The organism is Siphonobacter aquaeclarae, from assembly GCF_900103285.1.
GTDB classification, from domain to species: domain Bacteria; phylum Bacteroidota; class Bacteroidia; order Cytophagales; family Spirosomataceae; genus Siphonobacter; species Siphonobacter aquaeclarae.
Genome location: NZ_FNGS01000006.1, coordinates 270,856 through 289,087 on the forward strand (window position 1 = coordinate 270,856; position 18,232 = coordinate 289,087).

Here is an 18,232-nt window from a genome sequence, read left to right on the forward strand (position 1 = left end):
GGATATATGAAAAGTAACCGGCATCTTCGCCGGATAGGCATGGCCCGTTTCCGACGTCCCTGCCAACCCTTTCCTGAACCAAACAATCCGAAATCAAACCATTGGAAGGCTGGGTCAAAGTGTACGAATCGATGCTGCCACACCGCGCAGAATTGCTGCGGGGCTGGCTGGCTCACGAGTATGAAATTGACGCCGTGGTCCTGAGCAAACAGGATAGTGCGTACCTCTGGGGTCATCATGAAATCCATGTGCCTGTCAAAGACGCAGTCTTCGCCGAATGGGTATTACGAAATGAAGAAACGAATACAGACGAGACTGAGTAGCTATTCGAATCTGGTACAGCGGGTTATCGCCGCCGTTATCGGAGCCGCCCTGATTATCTTTTCCCTTTACTGGAGCGAATGGACGTTCCTGATTCTGTTTTCGCTTATCGGCGGACTGGCTCAGCTGGAATTTTACAAACTCGTCGGCCTCGACGACATCACGCCTCTGAAGTATTATGGTACGGGCGTTGGGGTTTTTATGAATATCCTGACCTTTCTGATCGAAAAGCACTACCTGCATTTCGAACTGTACTTCCTGCTTTCGCCGCTTTTTACGCTGATATTCTTCATCAAGCTGTACAAAAAAAACGAAGTCAAGCCGTTTACAAGCATTGCCTATACCTTCCTGGGGATTATCTACGTAGCCCTTCCGTTTGCGCTGATTACCGTGATCGCGCTGCTCGGAGGGGAGTATAGCTACCAGCGGGTACTCGGCTGCCTTTTCCTGCTGTGGGCGAGCGACTCGGGCGCATACTTCGCCGGAACCAAATTCGGCCGTACCAAACTCTTTGAACGGGTATCTCCCAAAAAATCCTGGGAGGGAAGTATCGGCGGGGCCGCGACCGCGATGTTTGTCGCTTACCTGCTTTCACAGTTCTTTACCGATCTCAGTCCCTGGCAATGGTACGGTATCGGCGGGGTGATTGTGGTGGCGGGAACCTATGGCGACCTTGTTGAATCCCTCTTCAAACGCAGTATCCAGATCAAGGATTCCGGTTCGGTTATTCCCGGGCATGGCGGATTTCTGGACCGGTTCGACGGCCTGCTGCTTTCTGCTCCCTTCATCGTAACCTTTCTCAAAGTGTTCTGATGGACCTGCTGGACGAACTCCGGAAAGAGCATTCCGCAGCGCAGACCAGGCGACTGATCGCGTATGTCGGAGCCGATCCGGAGCGTTTTTCCAGGCTTTTTCACTTGTTTTCGGGAGACGAGCCCCGCATTGCCCAGCGCGCCAGCCGGGTGGTCGACGGGGTAGTAGAGACGTTTCCGTTTTTACTGAATCCGCATTTTCCGGTCTTTTTGCATAACCTGTCTCGAAAGGACCTTCCCGACGCTGTTCGCCGGAATTCCGTCCGTATGCTTCAGTTTATCGCACTGCCGGAAGAGTACCACGGCGAGGTTGCGCGTATTTGCTTTGATTTTCTCCGCGATCCGGGCCAGCCGGTAGCAGTAAAGGCTTTTTCGATGACGGTCCTGCATCGTCTGACGGAAACATACCCCGAGTTGGGGCCGGAGCTCGCTTTCATACTCCAGGAACGACTGGAGCTGGAAAAGCCGGCGTACCGGTCGCGGGCAGTCAAAATTCTTCGTCACCTGAACCAGTAGACCGCTATGCCTGTCACCTTCGCCGTGCTGCATTTTTCGCCCCGTCACCGCTGGTGGGCGTTCGGGCAGATGGGCCTGGCAGGCAGTGTGCTGCGGCAGGTTCCGGGACTTCTCTTTTTCCGGTGGATGGGAACCGGGCAGGGAAGGGTATTCAGCCTCCGTCCGGATTTTTCCAGGTATGCCTTTCTGGCGGTCTGGTCGGATACTACCGCCGCCGGGGATTTTTTTACAACCTCTTCTTTCTGGAAAAACGTCAGGGACCGCTGCTCGAAAACGGAATTTTTCCGGCTTCAGACAACCCGCAGCCACGGAACCTGGGACGGTATCCAGCCTTTTTCGCCGGAAACAACGGAAGAAGAACAGAGACCGCTGGCCGTTCTTACCCGGGCTACCGTGCGCCTGTCTGCATTACCTGCTTTCTGGAAAAATGCGCGTCTCGCAGCCGACAGTCTCGCAGCAGCGGACGGACTGGTGTATTCTGTCGGAATGGGAGAGCTGCCCTGGATCCGGCAGGCTACCTTCAGCATCTGGACCAGCCAGGAAGCGATGAAGAACTATGCATATGGTTTGTCGGAACACCGGCAGGTTATCCGCCGGAAAGAGGCAGGAAAATGGTATTCTGAAGAGCTCTTTGCCCGGTTTCAGCTTGGCCCGTGAAAGCGGGCGGACCGCTCATCCGCCCGCTCCCGAAATTCAAAAGTCAAAACGGGTACCTTATCCCGGTTTTTTCCCGTTAATCCAAAACTGCCGCTCCGCGTCCGGACCCCTTACCTATATTCGGTTTGACAGGGTCGGCGGACCGGAACGGATCGCTGAGCAGAACCGCCGGCCAACGAGATATGAACGATAAACAGAAGATATACTGGTTTTTTCAATGGGTAGGCTGGTCGCTCTGGTTGTTTAACGACCTGCTGACCTATTCCCTTGAGTTCGAGGATACGGAGATATGGATTCACGTCCTCGTATACTGTTTCAATGTAGTACTGTGTATTCTGCTGACGCACCTGTACCGGAACTACGTCAAGAAGCATAAACAAGTCTTTCTTGATTACAAACGGGCGATTCCGCAGGTATTGCTGACGGCGACGCTGATGGCGGTCATCATGACGGCGCTGAATATCCGCCTCGATGCCTTTACCCTGAAAATCGACTCGCCAAGCAGCCATTTTCTGAGTTATCTCTTTTTCTGGGGGAAACCCATGCTCATCTGGCTGATCCTCTACCACGTTTTTCAGTACCTGGAAAGCACGCGGGAAATCGCCGTGGAAAAGGTCAAACTGGAATCGCTGGCCCGGGAAACGGAAGCCAAGGTACTCCGGGCACAGCTCAATCCGCACTTCATGTTCAACGCCCTGAACAGCATCCGGGCCTTGATTCTGGAAGATCCGGACCGCGCGCAGAAAGGGATCACTCAGCTATCCAATATCCTGAGAAGTAGCCTGCTGGCCGACCGCCGGCAAACCGTTACACTTGGCGAGGAAATGCGAACGGTAGACGATTACCTCGCCCTGGAAAAGATTCGCTACGAGGAGCGCCTGGAAGTACGCCGGAATGTCTATCCGGAAACCATGAACTGCCTCGTACCGCCGATGATGTTGCAGACGCTCGTCGAAAATGCGATCAAACACGGCGTATCCAAACCCATCAAAGGGGGTTTTGTAAGCATCGAATCCCGGATACACCAGAATTCACTGGACATCCGGATCTCCAATACCGGCGTGCTGCAGGGCACGGATTCCGGAGGCTTCGGCCTGAAGAATACCGAACGCCGCCTCAAACTGCTGTTTGGTGACGAGGCCGAATTCAAAATTTACCAGTCGGCCAAAGACGTTGTCTGCGCCGAAATCATGATACCGCTGGAGAATCCGAAACCCAAGGAAACGCCGGTGGTGGTCAATGTTTAACCGTTCCATAACGGCCGGGAGGCCGGATTACCAATCCTTATGAAAGCACTGATAGTCGACGACGAACGCCTCGCCCGCAATGAACTGAAGCGGTTGCTGGAGAATTTTCCCAAAGTCCACATCGTCGGAGAAGCCGCCAATGCAGATGAAGCCATTCAGCTGATCGACGAGCTCAAACCGGACCTTCTTTTCCTCGATATTCAGATGCCGGGAAAAAACGGCTTTGAACTGCTGCAAAGCCTCGAGGGAGACGTTCCGGAAGTTATCTTTACCACCGCGTACGACGAATACGCCATCAAGGCATTCGAACAGAACGCGTTGGATTACCTGCTGAAACCTGTCGAGCTCTCCCGCCTGACAGAAGCCATTCAGCGGGCGGAGGAAGAAATTCATCATCACGAGCTGGAGCAGCAGGGCCGTACCGACGGCACGGCGAAGGTGCTGACTGAAAACGACCAGATTTTTATCAAGGACGGAGAGAAATGCTGGTTTGTACGCCTCGGGAAAGTTCGGCTCTTCGAAAGCATGGGCAACTATGTCCGCCTGCATTTCGACGATCAGAAACCCCTGGTACTCAAATCGCTCAACGCCCTGGAAGACCGCCTCGACAGCAAGACCTACTTCCGGGCCAACCGCAAGCACATCATCAACCTGAATTATATCGACAAAATTGAACCCTGGTTCTCGGGCGGCTTGCTGGCTACCTTGCGCAGTACAGCCGAGAAACCGGAAAAAATCGAAATCTCCCGGAGGCAGGCCATCCGTTTCAAGGAGCTACTGAGTTTGTAAGAATGGACATTCGTACCACCGACTACGGTTCTTATTCCGAGTACCAACTGGTCAATCCCGAAACGGGCGACCGCGTACACATTCTGCCCGGTTTGGGTGGTATCATCCGCCGGCTGACGCTGTCGAACGACGGGCAGCGGTTTACCGTCCTCGACAGTCCCGACGATCCGGCGCTGTTTGGCGACAATCCCGATTACGCCGGAACGTTTATGTTTCCCTGGCCGAGCCGCATCAAAGACGGCGTCTATGCCTTTCAGGGAGAGACGTATCAGCTTCCGGTCAACGAACCGGCGCGGAATACGGCCATCCACGGCATCGTACACCATGAGCCGTTTGAGGTGGCGGGAGAGTGGGCGTCGACCGGCGTTTCGGCTGGTTTGCGGCTGACTTACCGGCACGACGGCTCCTATCCGGGCTATCCTTTTCCGTTTGATTTTGAGATCCGGTACGAGCTGCTGGTAGACGGGAAGCTCGAAATCGAGATCAGCGCGACCAATACCGGCGCAGAAACCATGCCGGTAGCCCTCGGGTGGCATCCGTATTTCCAGTTGCCGGGCGGTACGGTAGACGACTGGACCATCTTCTTCCCATCTGACCATCAGATACTTCTGGACGACAAGCAGATGATGCCCGGGGATACCGTGCCATTCGAAGCAGGCGAAGGGTACTCTCTTAATGGAAATTCCCTCGATGCCATTTTCGCCCTGAAGCCGACCGGCAACGAAGCCCGTCTGGTTTCTCCCGTTCAAAACGTCACGCTGCACATGGCGTACGAACGCGGCCCGGGTAAGACGGAGTACCAGGTCGTCTATACCTTCCCCGATCGCAAACGCGTAGCCATCGAGCCGCTCACGGCCAATGTCGACGCGTTTAACAACGGCGAAGGCCTGTATGCGCTGAAAGCCGGAGAGGTGTTCCGGAACCGGTTTAGTGTGTACCTGGATTAGTTTTCGGTTGACGGTTTTCGGTTTGATAAAAGGAAGGCCCCGGTTTTAGCGGGGCCTTTGTTGTTTTCAGGGGATTTTGACGAGACGTCTGGAAGCGGTGTTCCCATGCCCGTCTTCGAAGCGGACGACATAGGTTCCGGCCGGGCATCGGTTGCCGTCGGGAGTAGTACCCGGCCAATCTAACCGGCCTTGCCGCAGATCGGTGCCGGTATAGGTGTTGATCAGATTACCCCGCAAATCGTAGATCCGGATAGCGCCGGTTTCCGTTCTCGGAAAGGTAAAGGTTGTGCCGCTCGGTGTTGGATTAGGAAATGCATTGAATTCGGGATAGTTACCTGTGAAAATACCGTCTTCGGATTGTGAGTAGTATGTCTTGTAGAAAGTAATCCGCTTTCCATAGGATTTCAGCGGAGGGCGGATTTCAAACTCAAGACGCAAGCCCACGCCGAGGGCCTTGGTATCTACTTCTTTTCCGAGGCAGTTGTCATATCCGCGGTAGGAGAAATCGGTTTCCGGTACCCGTGCCAGGTCAAAAAACGCCGGACTTCCGGTAGGATATACGACCGCTGCCTGAGAAGATATCAGCGTCATCGGTATATCCGGATTGACCGCCAGTTCGATAGCCGGCAACCGGCGGGCAGTATAGTTGTCGGTAATTTGTTTGTCTTTCTGCGGGCAAAACTGGGTTCGCGTCTGCCGGGAGCTGATCCAGTCCAGGGTGTTCTTGACGTTGAAAATTCCCCAGGAAACGGGCTGGAGCAATGGATACGCGTCGGGACGTGTATCCGTTCCCAGGGCAAAACGATAAGAGGCAAGCGGTACGATCTGAGCGCCGAGAACAACAAGAGGAGGCTGATTTTTGAATGAAACCGGCTGGTATCCGCTGAACCCGTCCTGCCCGGAAATGAGGTAGTCTATACCGGCAGCGTCACCGATGGAGAGCCATTTCTCCAGCGTCGAATACATATCGGTTCGTCCGAGAAAAGATGACACTGCGTCGGGAGAAGAGAAGGATTTATACCCGTTCCGGATCGCCGCCGGAAAGTCATCGTCCGGCAATGATCCGCCTGCGCCTGCGCCGGAGAGAGTTCTTTCCCAGGCCGGGTCCCCCTGTCCGGCATACCATTGTCCGACGGCGTCGACATCCAGCCGGAGCGTGGACCCGGAAGCGAGATCCGGAACGTACCCCGTCATCAGAAAGTCTCCGCAGATCCAGCCCTGGCCCTGAGAAGCCTGTGTGACCACCATTTGCCGCGCTCCTGAGTCATAGGATTCCAGGGACTGATACCGTCCCCGTTTCTCGGTAAACGTAAACAAAGCGGCGGGAGATTGACTGAAGGAAAGCGTCAGCCTGAAATACGAAGCCAGCACGGCACGGGCGTTGTAAACCATTACCCGAAAGGTACCCTTGTAGCGATTATAGAGGACGAAGAACGGAAAAGGGGGCGCTTTCTCCGCCGTTCCGAAATCTTTGTAGGCCAGTATCCAGCCGTCTTCGGGCCACATGTCTTTTTGTTCGTTGGAGTAGGCCTCAACGAGCCAATGGCCGGAGGAATAAAAGGGAAGCTGAACGGCTGTAAGTTTTGTCGGTTTTTCGCCATTGCGTGAAGCGTACATGGTATGACCGGAACAGCAGGCCGTCCAGTCCCAGGCGACTTCAGCGTTTTTGGAGGAATCCGGTAAAAAAGAGGCGTATGCTGTAAGCGCGGAAAAACAGAAAAGCACCGGCAGCAGAAGGCGGAAGTAGGTGTGTTTCATGGGCTTGGTTGGAATGGATGCTTCAAATTAGCTCTGCCGGGAGGCAGAATCAAGATAGCCCGGCGTTAAATTTTCTTAACAAAAACACTTGTTCGGAAACAAAAAACTCCGGCGACCCGAAGGCCGCCGGAGTGGTATTGAAAACGTCCGGTAGACTAGTTAAAAATATACCGTACCCCCAACTGTACCTGATACACGTCGTCAATCGTCGCTGACTTGACAAACGAGTCTTTCAGCAGTACGTTTTTGCTGTCAACCAGCTGGGTATTCATCCGGTAGGTCGGTACGCCGGCAGCGGTGACGCCCGTGAGTACGAGCGGTGCGGATGCCGGTGAGTTGATCGACAACGGAGCCGTCCGGACATTGCCGACACCCCAGGAATTGTTCAGCATGTTGCCGAAGTTGTAGATATCCGCGCGGAGCTGAAGGGTATGCTTCTTGCCCTTTGCCGGCTTGATGTAAAACTCCTGCACAACGGCCAGGTCAAAGCGGGTTAACCAGGGAAAAGCGCCGCCGTTTCGCTCGGCATACTTGCCGCGACGGGTTTTCAGGTAAGGGTTGTTGTCGATGTACTGATCGAACGCCGCTGCCTGCTGTTCGGGCGTGTACGTGACGCCGCTCGCGGTGTAGGACGTAAAGGTCAGATCAGAGCCCTTGTTCGGCACATAAATCAGATCGTTCGTTTGTCCGTCGCCGTTCATGTCGCTGGAGTATACATAGGAAAGCTTCGAGCCGCTGGCCGACGTTCCGCCGAGTGTAACCGTTGTCGAACCGCCAAATTCCCCGCCATACAGGAAACGGTAGCTGACGTAGCCGACAAACCGGTGACGGAGGTCGTTGTTCGACCAGGCTTCCGACAGGTAGTTCACTCCGCCGGTAGTCGGCGTAGTAGCGTCCACCGTCGAGCCTACGCTTGCCATATCCTTCGCAACCGCATAGGTGTAGCCGATCATCCCGCCCAGTCCTTTCATCGCCGGTTTTTCGATTTTTCCGGTGATGGATGCGGAGTAGCCTTTGTTGGTATTCGTCAGGATGTACGAGTTTCCAATCGTCGTGTTGACAAACGTAGAGGCGTTGTTGACGCTCTTCGGGTACCGGGCGCGGGTATCTATGCCGGTGAAGTTGGCGGACGCCGACTTCAGGTTGACATCAATATACTGCAGCGAGTTGTAGGCCTTGTTGTAAATGACTTCCGCAGTGGCAATCAGACCGCCGGGCAACTTCTGGTCGATGGCCAGGTTGGTTTTCCAGATCTGCGGGAAGCGCAGGTTGGGATCGTTGGCATTGATGTTGTAGCCGGTGATCTTGGACAGATCTGTTGTGGGCGGTGTGTACTTGCTCGGGTCCAGCGTGAAGGGGTAGTTGTTTGCATTGGTGGACGTCGACTGCGTCGCATTCACGAGGCCAATGTTCACGCCGTTGTTACCGAGCTGGTTGGAAATAAGTACATAGGGGATTCGGCTGAGGAACAGACCGGTACCGCCGCGGATTTGCGTCGTTTTATCTCCTTTAACATCCCAGTTGAAGCCCAGACGCGGAGACAGGTATACCTTCGATTTCGGGAAAGCACCTGTATTGACCTTGTAGTCGCTGCCATCCGGCGCTTTGAAGGTCATGGCGCCTACAATGGGGTTTTCATAGTCTTTCGACGTATTGCCGATCGCAACGATATCCCCCCGTACGCCGAGCGTGAGCTTGAAGTCTTTCGTGGCCTGGAATTCATCCTGGGCATAGGCGCTGTAGGTAGATACCTTCAGCGTTTGCCAGGGGAGAGCATTGTTGGGGAGCAGGGAATAGCGGTAGTTAAACCGAACGATGTTGACCGGAGAAACCGTCAGGTTCGGATCGGCGAGGTAGGCCAGGGCTGCTTTCTTGAAATCGTCGATGGAATTAAACGTCCATACCCCGTTCGACGCGTAGAAGAACAGGTTATTCGACTTGAAGTGTTCATATGCCGCGCCGAAAGTCAGGGTATGCTTGCCGGCGTAGTAGGTCAGGTTGTCCGTCAGGTTGAACGTCGAGTAGTCCAGCCGGTTGTTCGGCGTAAACGGATCAAAACCGATGGAGGTATAGGTCGTCGTACCGGTTGTCGTTGCCGTTCCGTCGAGGATATCGATGGTCGGGAATACGCCCGTGCGGTACTTCCGGTCTTCGATCTGCTTGTTGAACGTTCCGATGAGGTTGTTCGACAGCTTCGAGCTGATGGTGGAGTTCCACTCGGCTACAAACGAACGGGTATTGTCCATGATTTTGTACCCGGTATTCTGCGCCGAAATCGCGGAAAGCAGGTTGTTCCGGCTGCCGGAACCAGCGGTGCTCGAACTGTTGGAGTTGCTGACGATCTGGTCCGACTCCGAATCGTGGTGCGAGTAGCGAAGGGTCAGTTTGTTTTTGTCGTTCAGGTTGTAGTCCAGGCGAACGAGGAATTTCTTGCTCTCGATCTCGTTGTTGTACTGGTCGATCGCTCCGATGTCGTAGTTGAAGTTCTGCTTCATGAACGCGGAGAGATCCTGCAGGTCTGCGGCAGAGGTCCTGGAAACGTTCGTTTGTCCGGTCTGACCGCGGTTGGCGACGAAGTCGAGCGCCGGCGCCGAGCGGTTCACCATTTCCCCGTTGACAAAGAAGAACAGTTTGTCCTTGATAATCGGACCACCCAGGCGGAAACCATAGGTCTTTTCGTTGAACTTGACGGAAACCTTCTGTCCGTCGGCTTTCTTCCCGATCAGCCCGTCATTCTTGAAAAAATGATAGGCTGAACCCGTAAACTCGTTGGTACCGGATCGCGTCACGGCGTTGATACCTGCGCCGGCAAAACCCGATTGCCGGATGTCATACGGCGCGATGTTGATCTGTACTTCTTCGAGGGCATCGAGGGAAATAGCCGAGGTACCTGTCCGTCCGCCGGCAGAGGCGTCTGTTCCGAGGCCGAACCCGTTGTTGAAAACGGAGCCGTCGATCGTGAAGTTGTTAAACCGGCTGTCCTGCCCGCCGAACGACCGCCCGTTGCTGTAGGCGTTGTACTTCGTGAGGTCGTTGAGCGTACGCCCGATCGTCGGGAGTTTGTTGAGCGCATCGCGGCCGAGGGTTGTTGCCGCACCGGTCCGGTTGGAGCTGAAGATCCCGCTGTTGGTAGCAGAAATCACCACTTCGGAGAGTTGCTGGCTGTCGTCCGTCAGGGTGACGTCAATGTTTGTCGCCGTACCCAGGCTCGTGTAAATTTCCTCTTCCGTTTTTTCCCTGAAGCCGACGAAGGTAACCGTGATTTTGTACGGCCCGCCGACCCGTACGCCCGGGATGGCATACCGGCCGGTGTTGTTGGTGACAGTCCCATACCGCGTACCGGACGGGACGTGGACGGCAACGACAGTTGCGCCTGGCAGGCCGGTGCCTTTGCTATCCGTCACAAAGCCCGAGAGGGAGGAAGAAGTTACCTGCGCGGAAGCGCCGCAGGCGGCCAGCAGAAGGATGAAGAGCGTCCCCCAAAGCCGGGAGAGCCTCAAATTTGGTAAAAGTAGAAATTTCACAGGTTTTGATTTGGTTTTTTTAGGAGATAAGGGAAGATAATTCGGGGCAGAGTTGGAATGCTAAAATAAAAGCTTGTTGTCAACTAAAAAAGCCCAACCCTTTCAGAAGAAAGAGTCGGGCTTTTGGCATTCATGAACCGGATCAGAAAGAATACCGGGCACCGAGTTGGGAGTTCCAGCGGGAAGCGAAATCGCTCACCGTGTAAGGCCGGAACGTACCTTCGATGTTGTTCATGTTGTTGATGTTGAACTGAAGGGCCGGCTTGGCAGCAGTCGGCGTGAAGGCCGTACCGTTCTGCTTCTGGTTGCCGGAGGTCAGTACGGAGAACAGGTTAACCGACTGGTTGGTGAGTGCATAGGCACGTCCCCAATCCTTGTTCAGGAGATTTCCGACGTTGAGTACATCGAAGAAGACCTGAAGTTTGTGCTGGCCGAAGACGAAGTCCTGCGCGATGCGGAGATCGAAGTGGTTTTCCCAGGGCAGGCGGTCACCGTTGCGGACAGAGTTCTTACCCATGTTGTCCTTGATGTACTTGTTGGCGTTGGCAAACTTCTGGAAATCGTCCCACTGCTGAGCTGCCGTAGCACCGCCGCTGATGTCAGCGAAGTTGGCTTCTGCCGCGCTGGCGGGCAGGTAGGCCATCGTGTTGGAGGTCAGACCGGTGATGTCGTCACCCGTGATCGTACGGTTGTACAGGTAGGACATCCGTTGGCCGGACTGGCCGGTGTAAATCAGCGTGATGATGGTTGCAAGGTTCTTGGACCACTTAAACTCCTTGCTGATGTTACCGATGATCCGGGAACCCATGTCGAAGTTTGAGTTGGCGAGATCCAGGCGGTTGAGACCGTTCGTCGCATAAGCAAAACGCCAGTTAGAGTAAGCTACGGAACTCGTCAGGTCGGTGAGAGACTTCGTGCCGCCGTAGGTATAAGCAAGCATACCTGACCAACCACGGTCATACGGCTTCTGAAGTTGTGCTGTGAAGCTGTAGCTGTAACCCTTGTCGGTATTCTTCAGACGGATAACATCCGTGAAGGCCGTCGTTACACGCTTCGTCCAGAGCGGGCGGGAGGTGGGGCCGAGGGCAACCGTACTTTCGCCGTTGGCGCTCAGGTTGAGGTTTTCGTAGTTGGCGTTGTTGAGCGTCTTGGTGTAGATCGCCTCGAGCGTTCCGACGAGACCCCAGATACCCAGTTTGCGGTCAACAGCGAGGTTGGCACGGAATACCTGCGGGAACTTGAAGTTTTTGTCGATAACGTTGATCACCGGAGGAGCAGCCGTTACGCTGGTCGGGATATAAGCACCGGCGTGTGCATCGTTCGGGTCGAAGTTGTACTTGATGTTCGGAATACCGTTGGCATTCGAAACAGAGTAGTTGATGTTCGTTACACCCGTGTTGGACATCTGGTTGGAAATCCAAACAAACGGAACACGACCCGTGAACAGACCGGCGCCACCGCGGAGCTGGGTGACGGCATCGCCGTTTACATCCCAGTTGAAACCTACACGGGGGGAGAACAGCGGACGGGCTTTCGGCATCTGGTTCGTGGCATAACCCGGGAAGGCAGCCGCTACGGCCGGGTTTTCAGCCGGCTTGTTGAAGAATACCGGCATGTCGATGCGGAGACCGAGCGTTACTTTCAGGCGGTTGGTCGCAGACCATACATCCTGACCATAAACGCTGAACTGAGCGGCATTCAACTTAGCAGCAGCCTTGTCAGACGGATCGGAGCTCGTTGAGTAGCCGACGTTGTAGGAGGTCAGACCGGTGTTAGCCATGAAGTTGGCAATACCCAGCGGGCTGTTTGTATTGGCCGCGTTGTAGGTATAGTTACCGTAGTATCCCTGGAGGAAAACGTTCTTGCTATTGAAGAATTCGTTGTTCGTTCCGAAGGTAAAGGTATGCTTGCCGGAATAGACGGTGAAGTTATCTGTAATCGTGAAGATGTCCTGATCGAGGCTGTTGGCCTGTGAAGAGTTCTCTGAACCCAGGTTGTAAGTAATCGAAGCCTTGGACAGGGTGTCGTAGCTGTTGATCGTCAGGCCGGGGAAGAACTTACTGGCGCGTTTGTCGCGGATCTGGTTGTAAGTCAGACGGAATACGTTCGAGAACTTCGAAGAAATGTTGCTGTTCAATTCAACGACCGTCGAGTTGCTCTTGCTGAAGAAGCGGTAACCGGTGTTCGAGAACGGTACAGAAGTAGCCGTCCGGCTGAGTACATCGTTGCTTCCGTCCACGTAGTTGTGACGGATCGTCAGGGTATTCTTCTCGTTGATGTTCCAGTCGATACGCGCAAAAACAGACGTGGATTTGTTTTCGTTGTTGATGGCGCCATATGAACCCGGATCGTATTTCCAGGTATTGATCATGAACTGGCGGAGCGTTTCCAGCGTCGCGGGATTTACCTTGGAGCCTGAACCGGCAACCGTCGGGTCAAAAGCCAGCGGGGTGGATTTTTCAAAGCGTTCGGCGTTGACATAGAAGAACAGTTTGTTCTTGATGATCGCGCCGCCGAGGCTTGCACCGTAAGTTTTGTTCTTGAAAGCCGGATATGCATTCCGGGTTACAACGTCGTTATACTTCTGGCTCTTTCCGACGAAGTTTTCGTTCTGGAACTGGCCATAGGCCGAGCCGTGGAATTTATTCGTACCGCTCTTCGTAACGGCGTTGATACCGCCGCCGGTGAAACCGCCCTGAGTGACGTCGTACGGAGACAGTACCACCTGCATTTCCTGGATCGTTTCGATGGAGATCGGGTTCACGTTCGCCTGGCCGCCGTTGGTGCCGCTGGCCGTCAGGCCGAAACCGTCGCTGGCGTTGGCGCCGTCGATCGTGAACTGGTTGTACCGGTTATTCTGACCGCCGAAGGATACGCCGTTACCTGCCGTGTTCGCCTGCGGAGTCATCCGGACAAAATCCTGCACACTCCGGTTGATGGTCGGCAGAGCCTGCATCTGGCGCAGTGAGATAAAGGTAGAAGCACCGTTGCGAAGTGAACTGATCACGCCGCCTTTTTCAGCCGTTACTGTTACTTCCTGCAGGTTGGCTGCATTGTTTTCAAGGGCAACGTTGAGGGAGAGGGGCGTACCGAGGGTAACCACCAGATCCGTCAGTTTTTTGGGGGTCATTCCGACGTACGAGATCGTGACGGAATAAGGGCCACCTACTCTCAGGTTAGGTAACGTGTACTGACCATTGTCGCGGGTAACGGTACCGTACACGGTTCCCGTCGGTTCGTGAATGGCCTTGACGGTAGCACCCGGCAAAGCCTCGCCCTTGGTGTCCGTGATACGGCCCACGATGGACGATGTCGTAACCTGCGCATCCGCCCGGTAGCCGACACAGGCCAGTGCCAGCACCAGCGCAATACCCAGTACACGCGTGATTGGTAAAATTTGCCTCATCATAAAGTTTGGAATTTAGTTTGAAATTGAACTTTGGCGTTACACCTCCGTAAAAATTCTGCCGCAAAGAAACAGAGGATTTTGACTTCTGCCAAGCTGTATGTTACGACATCTATTCTAAAATAATTCAGTAATTACCTGATTTATAGAAAAAGCCTTGTTTTGTATTGAAATAGAACAATTTGGGGTATGTTAAATAATCGTTAACTCACATAGGTCTATTCGATTGTACTATTTTGATACAGCCTGAAAAATTATCCCCGTGCCTGCCATTACTTTTGAAAGATTCTGAAAAAGTATTTTCCGACATAGGTCTGCTGCTTCCGGATGCAGGCAGTCATTAACCTTTAGCCGATATTCCCTATAAAATAAATGGACCAGCGGAGCCGGGAAGAACGTTGCGGCCTCCATCGTCCGGGCTTTTTCAGTCCTTGCGAAAAGCTATTTCCCCGCTATCTTGCGAAACGAACAGTCAGGATTATGAAGAAAATACTCGTGCTGGCAGGAGGGTCTGTCAAAGGTGCTTTCCAGGCCGGCGCCATCCGGGCCGTTTTCGAGTCGGGTTTCGCCCCCGACGCCGTTTACGGAATCTCGGCAGGCGCCATGAACGCGGCCTACCTCGTCAACGAGTTCGGACGGCATTACCGGGACGCCGGAAAAATCAACTTCCCCGCCGCCGCCAACGCCCTCTGTGACTTCTGGCGCGAACACATCAGCATGCCGGAAAGCCTCGCCGTACGCCGGGGTACCTACGAACTGGGGCTGAGTGCCATTCGCCGTAATTTTGACGGACTGCTTGATACTTCGCCGCTCCGGGATTTGCTTTACGCCAGTATTTCCCTCCGAAACCTGCAAAACAGCCCGGTAGACCTCCGCGTCGGCGCTGTTGATATTACCGACGGCCGTATTGTCTATGCCGACCCGAACTTTCCACATTTTTTCGATTATGTACTCGCCAGCAGCGCGATCCCCATCCTGATGCCAGTTGTCAAAATCGGTGGAAATGAAAAGCTGCCGTACCTCGATGGCGGCCTGCGGGAAGTTGCGCCGCTGCGCAGGGCTATTGCTGATGGCGCCACCGAAATCGTCTGCATAGCCTGCCATCCGAAAGATCTGGACGGTCAGTCGTTTCACTATGGAAACCTGCTGGCGCTGGTCGACCGCGTCATGGACATCGCCGTCAACGAAACCCTCAACAGCGACCTGGACTGGGCTGAACTCATCAACGAAATGGCACCGGAAGACGGCAGCCCCATCGCCTTCGGACCACTTAAGGGCAAACGCCGGATGAAGCTCACGATCATCCGTCCGCAAAACCCGCTGGCGATTGATATTCAGGAGTTTGATACGGACGATATTATCCGTCTCACAACAGTAGGTTACCAGCGGGGCCGGGAAGTACTCACACCGCTGACGGTGTAAGTAGGTACTCGCCATCTGTCACCCCGTAAAAACGCCGGAAAACCGCTATCTTTGCACTTTATCAGCAAACATTCTTTCCGGGGAGACCTTATGAAACGAATTTATCTCGACAACGCTGCCACGACACCATTGGACCCCCAGGTGCTCGAGGAAATGCTTCCGTTGATGCGGGAGCAGTTCGGGAACCCTTCCTCTATTCACGGCCACGGCCGTGTAGTCCGTTCGGCGATCGAAAAGGCCCGTAAGAAAGTGGCCGAATTACTGAATACGTCTCCCTCCGAGATTTTCTTTACCTCAGGAGGTACCGAGGCCGACAATACGGTTCTGACAAATTCGGTACTTGCCAAAGGGGTTACGCATATCATTACGTCTCCGCTGGAACACCACGCGGTACTCCACACGGCAGAATCGCTGGAGAAACGCGGGCTGGTGAAGGTATCCCTCGTCGAACTCGATGAAAAGGGATTTGTGAATTACGCGCACCTTGAAGAGCTGCTGCGTAACAACCCGAATACCCTGATTTCGCTGATGCACGGGAATAATGAAATCGCTAACCTGCTCGACCTCGAGCGGGTCGGTCACCTGGCCGCCGAGCACGGCGCGCTGTTTCATTCGGATACCGTCCAGACGATGGGCCACTACCGGCATGATCTTCAGCATCTGAAAACGCATTTCATTGTGGGTGCGGCGCATAAATTCCACGGTCCGAAGGGCGTAGGATTCATGTACCTGCAGGCTGGAACGCGGATTCCGCCATTCATCCACGGCGGCGCGCAGGAGCGGAACATGCGCGGCGGAACGGAAAACGTTTACGGCATCGTCGGCCTGGCCAAAGCGCTCGAAATCGCCTATTCAGAAATGGACGAGCACCAGCGCTACATCAAGGGCCTCAAAACCCGCATGATCGAACGCCTGAAGGAAGCCATTCCGGACGTACGTTTCAACGGTGATTCTGAAAACGTCGAAGGAAGCCTGTATACGGTACTGAATGTGAGCTTCCCGCCATCAGCCGACAGCGAAATGCTGCTTTTCAACCTGGATATCGAAGGGGTATCAGCCTCCGGCGGTTCGGCGTGCAGCAGCGGTTCGGATGTAGGTTCGCATGTGCTGACGGCATTGAAGGCGGATCCGTCCCGGCCATCGGCGCGGTTCTCATTCTCCAAATACAATACTGCAGAAGAAATCGACGAAGTGGTTGCGAAGCTGACGACAATCGTCGGCGCCGTTGTCTGACGTTCGTCTCTATACGCATTTAGTCCGGCAGCCTTTCCCGAAATGGAAAGGCTGTTTTTTTATGTCTTCCGGTAAAAGAACCGTTGAAATATTTTCCCAAACGAAAGAAAAGCTTCCGGATCATTGGCTGGAACGGCCCAATTCCCAAATGTCTCCAAAATTGACTACGTGTTTTGTAGCCGTCGATCGAAAACCGACGGATGCGTATGAGATTGATTTCAGGAAACAGATCACCCAAAGTAGTCGTAGCGCTGATGCTGCTGGGGGCGCCGGGCTACGCCCAGGTGCAAAATCTCCAGCAGGTATTGGAACAGGGAACGACGCGCTTTCCCTTTTTGAAATCCAAGCAATCCGAAATCCGGAGTGCGCAGGAACGCTTGTCGGCTGCCGAAACCGAGCGGCTCCCGGTTATCACGTTCCAGCATCAGTATAATTACGCTACGAACAACAGCATTACCGGTTCCGTCTTCAATTCGGAGGGAACCAACATCGCCATTTCCGGCGGAGTACGCCCCGATAACAATTACGACGGGGTCTTCGGAAGCTTCACCTCGGCGGTTGCCGAATGGCGCGTCTTCAACTTCGGCCGGGTCCGGACAGCGGTAAAAGCCGCCGAAGCCGATATCCGCCGCAGCGAAGAAGACTACGCCAACGAACTCTTTCAGCACCGGGTACGCATCGTTGATGCTTACCTCACCCTGCTCATCAACCAGAAACTGACTGAGTTGCAGCAACGGAACCTGGACCGTGCCCTGACATTCAAGCAGGTGGTCGATTCGGGCGTCCGTTCGGGTATGCGGCCGGGGGTAGACAGCTCCCTGGCAGCGGCAGAAGCTTCCCGGGCGCGGATTCTGCTGGCCGACAGCCGTCAGCGCGAGCAGGTACAGCGCCTTCGGCTCTCGGAACTGACCGGCGTAGTCCGGGATAACCTGGGAGTAGACAGCCTCCGGTTTTACACTTCCCTGCCGGTATCGCCGTCGTCGCCGGACAGTGCCTTTCTGCGGCACCCGACGCTGGCGTTTTTCCGGAGCCAGGTCGACTGGGCCACAGCCCGGAGCAGCGCTGTCCAGCATTCTGCCCGTCCGATCATCGCGCTGGTGGGCGCAGGGTGGGCAAGAGGCTCCGGCGTGCAGAACAATGGGGACGTGTACCATACCGACCTCTCGTCAGGTATCAAATACCAGGTTGGCAACTACCTTTTCGGTGTTGCGGCCCGCTGGAATCTGACGACGGCCCTGCGAATCCGGAGAGAATATCATAGTGAACTTGCTCAGGCTGAGCGTTTTCAATTTTTGGTGAACGACCAGCAAAACCGCATCCAGCGTCAGCACAAGGAAGCCGAAGCCCAGTTTTCGGCTGCGTTGGAACAGGCCCAGCAGGCGCCGGTTCAGTTGCAGGCGGCGCGTCAGGCGTATAACCAGGCGCGCTCCCGGTACCAGAACGGCCTTGCCGATCTGCCGACGCTCATTCAGAGTCTGCTGACGCTCAACCGGGCAGAGATCGACAGCTACGTCGCCAACAGCAATGCCTGGCGGTCGCTGCTGGCTATCGCTGCCGCTGAAGGCGACCTGTCCCTTTTTCTCCGTCAGACACCGTAATC

Annotated in this window: 13 protein-coding genes; 10 read left to right on the forward strand and 3 right to left on the reverse strand. The window is 54.6% G+C overall.

All coding sequences use genetic code 11. The features are described 5' to 3' along the window. Positions 1–131 precede the first annotated feature (131 nt). From BLR09_RS17105 to BLR09_RS17135, 7 genes are all read left to right on the forward strand, one after another. On the forward strand, positions 132–323 hold the full coding sequence (locus BLR09_RS17105; RefSeq protein ID WP_093205344.1) for a hypothetical protein: 192 nt from the start codon (positions 132–134) through the stop codon (positions 321–323). Next, a complete protein-coding gene (locus tag BLR09_RS17110; protein ID WP_245689943.1) occupies positions 292–1,134 on the forward strand; it encodes a phosphatidate cytidylyltransferase in 843 nt (280 codons plus the stop codon). Before BLR09_RS17105 ends, BLR09_RS17110 begins: the two co-directional genes overlap by 32 nt. Next, positions 1,134–1,649 carry a hypothetical protein gene (locus BLR09_RS17115; RefSeq protein ID WP_093204928.1) on the forward strand — a complete coding sequence of 172 codons (516 nt, stop codon included), beginning with the start codon at positions 1,134–1,136 and terminating at the stop codon, positions 1,647–1,649. Before BLR09_RS17110 ends, BLR09_RS17115 begins: the two co-directional genes overlap by 1 nt. A 6-nt stretch (positions 1,650–1,655) precedes the next feature. After that, positions 1,656–2,306, forward strand: coding sequence for a hypothetical protein (locus BLR09_RS17120; RefSeq protein WP_093204933.1), 651 nt, complete (start codon positions 1,656–1,658; stop codon positions 2,304–2,306). A 182-nt stretch (positions 2,307–2,488) separates the two neighbouring features. Next, a complete protein-coding gene (locus tag BLR09_RS17125; RefSeq protein ID WP_093205347.1) occupies positions 2,489–3,553 on the forward strand; it encodes a sensor histidine kinase in 1,065 nt (354 codons plus the stop codon). 39 nt (positions 3,554–3,592) lie between these two features. Further along, complete coding sequence (locus BLR09_RS17130) at positions 3,593–4,342, forward strand: LytR/AlgR family response regulator transcription factor (protein ID WP_093204936.1); 750 nt, start codon at positions 3,593–3,595, stop codon at positions 4,340–4,342. A 2-nt stretch (positions 4,343–4,344) separates the two neighbouring features. After that, entirely contained in the window at positions 4,345–5,289 is a 945-nt protein-coding gene (locus tag BLR09_RS17135; protein WP_093204939.1) for an aldose 1-epimerase, read from the forward strand. Between the two features lie 66 nt (positions 5,290–5,355). Here BLR09_RS17135 and BLR09_RS17140 read toward each other — a convergent pair whose 3' ends face one another. The 3 genes from BLR09_RS17140 to BLR09_RS17150 all read right to left on the reverse strand — a co-directional run bounded on the left by BLR09_RS17140 (position 5,356) and on the right by BLR09_RS17150 (position 13,980). Then, a complete protein-coding gene (locus BLR09_RS17140; RefSeq protein WP_093204941.1) occupies positions 5,356–7,047 on the reverse strand; it encodes a T9SS type A sorting domain-containing protein in 1,692 nt (563 codons plus the stop codon). Between the two features lie 155 nt (positions 7,048–7,202). Continuing rightward, positions 7,203–10,571: a TonB-dependent receptor gene (locus BLR09_RS17145; protein ID WP_218126674.1), complete on the reverse strand. Its 3,369-nt coding sequence runs from the start codon at positions 10,569–10,571 to the stop codon at positions 7,203–7,205. Between the two features lie 142 nt (positions 10,572–10,713). Beyond that, entirely contained in the window at positions 10,714–13,980 is a 3,267-nt protein-coding gene (locus BLR09_RS17150; protein WP_093204947.1) for a TonB-dependent receptor, read from the reverse strand. A gap of 477 nt (positions 13,981–14,457) precedes the next feature. Between BLR09_RS17150 and BLR09_RS17155 the strand changes: the two genes are divergently transcribed. The 3 genes from BLR09_RS17155 (at position 14,458) to BLR09_RS17165 (ending at position 18,230) form a co-directional block, all read left to right on the forward strand. After that, positions 14,458–15,399, forward strand: a complete 942-nt coding sequence (locus BLR09_RS17155; protein ID WP_176785588.1) for a patatin-like phospholipase family protein — start codon at positions 14,458–14,460, stop codon at positions 15,397–15,399. 90 nt (positions 15,400–15,489) lie between these two features. Beyond that, a complete protein-coding gene (locus tag BLR09_RS17160) occupies positions 15,490–16,632 on the forward strand; it encodes a cysteine desulfurase family protein (RefSeq protein ID WP_093204953.1) in 1,143 nt (380 codons plus the stop codon). Between the two features lie 206 nt (positions 16,633–16,838). Further along, positions 16,839–18,230 carry a TolC family protein gene (locus BLR09_RS17165; RefSeq protein WP_093205349.1) on the forward strand — a complete coding sequence of 464 codons (1,392 nt, stop codon included), beginning with the start codon at positions 16,839–16,841 and terminating at the stop codon, positions 18,228–18,230. Positions 18,231–18,232: the final 2 nt, after the last annotated feature.

What these genes read in the sequence shown, in the direction of transcription:
- BLR09_RS17150 (WP_093204947.1), bottom strand. Translation starts at nt 13,980, where the DNA reads ATGATGAGGCAAATTTTACCAATCACGCGTGTACTGGGTATTGCGCTG.
- BLR09_RS17130 (WP_093204936.1), top strand. Translation starts at nt 3,593, where the DNA reads ATGAAAGCACTGATAGTCGACGACGAACGCCTCGCCCGCAATGAACTG.
- BLR09_RS17125 (WP_093205347.1), top strand. Translation starts at nt 2,489, where the DNA reads ATGAACGATAAACAGAAGATATACTGGTTTTTTCAATGGGTAGGCTGG.
- BLR09_RS17120 (WP_093204933.1), top strand. Translation starts at nt 1,656, where the DNA reads ATGCCTGTCACCTTCGCCGTGCTGCATTTTTCGCCCCGTCACCGCTGG.
- BLR09_RS17165 (WP_093205349.1), top strand. Translation starts at nt 16,839, where the DNA reads ATGAGATTGATTTCAGGAAACAGATCACCCAAAGTAGTCGTAGCGCTG.
- BLR09_RS17135 (WP_093204939.1), top strand. Translation starts at nt 4,345, where the DNA reads ATGGACATTCGTACCACCGACTACGGTTCTTATTCCGAGTACCAACTG.
- BLR09_RS17160 (WP_093204953.1), top strand. Translation starts at nt 15,490, where the DNA reads ATGAAACGAATTTATCTCGACAACGCTGCCACGACACCATTGGACCCC.
- BLR09_RS17105 (WP_093205344.1), top strand. Translation starts at nt 132, where the DNA reads ATGCTGCCACACCGCGCAGAATTGCTGCGGGGCTGGCTGGCTCACGAG.
- BLR09_RS17110 (WP_245689943.1), top strand. Translation starts at nt 292, where the DNA reads ATGAAGAAACGAATACAGACGAGACTGAGTAGCTATTCGAATCTGGTA.
- BLR09_RS17115 (WP_093204928.1), top strand. Translation starts at nt 1,134, where the DNA reads ATGGACCTGCTGGACGAACTCCGGAAAGAGCATTCCGCAGCGCAGACC.
- BLR09_RS17140 (WP_093204941.1), bottom strand. Translation starts at nt 7,047, where the DNA reads ATGAAACACACCTACTTCCGCCTTCTGCTGCCGGTGCTTTTCTGTTTT.
- BLR09_RS17155 (WP_176785588.1), top strand. Translation starts at nt 14,458, where the DNA reads ATGAAGAAAATACTCGTGCTGGCAGGAGGGTCTGTCAAAGGTGCTTTC.